This window comes from Candidatus Regiella insecticola LSR1 (genome assembly GCF_000143625.1).
Taxonomy (GTDB): domain Bacteria; phylum Pseudomonadota; class Gammaproteobacteria; order Enterobacterales; family Enterobacteriaceae; genus Regiella; species Regiella insecticola.
Window position 1 is genome coordinate 148 of record NZ_GL379727.1, and the last position, 384, is coordinate 531.

The 384-nt window shown below is 51.0% G+C and carries 1 pseudogene; it reads right to left on the bottom strand.

Features of this window, described 5'->3' with window-relative positions:
• Nucleotides 1-259 (bottom strand): annotated as a pseudogene (locus tag REG_RS14975) (Mu transposase C-terminal domain-containing protein); the annotation flags it as partial.
• Nucleotides 260-384: the final 125 nt, after the last annotated feature.

Consider the following 384-nt stretch of genomic DNA (forward strand, 5'->3'; position numbering starts at 1 on the left):
ACGGTTTGAGTGCGTCTGCATAGTAGTGAATGTAATCAATGACAAAGCCGGTCCGGGTTAAGATGCGGCGGATGACAGGAAGAAAATCGACCAGAAAAGCCGTGACATGAGTGATGATGCTCGGTACGCCGACACACACAACAGCTTCTGCCCAGCATGCGGCCGGTGTTTGAAGCAGACTGCTGTGTATCGAACCATGATAGGTACCTACCGCCAGCGTAAGCCATCTCTCCAGTTCACGCAGCGTCAGAGTTGCCATACTCTCCGAATTGTATGTACACGCTGTTCAGGGTTTGAAAAGGTTGTTCCTGGTAATTCATCGTGGACCATTTTCATCGCTGTGCCTATGATCCTTTCCACGATACCGCCGTAGTGTGGTTGGCC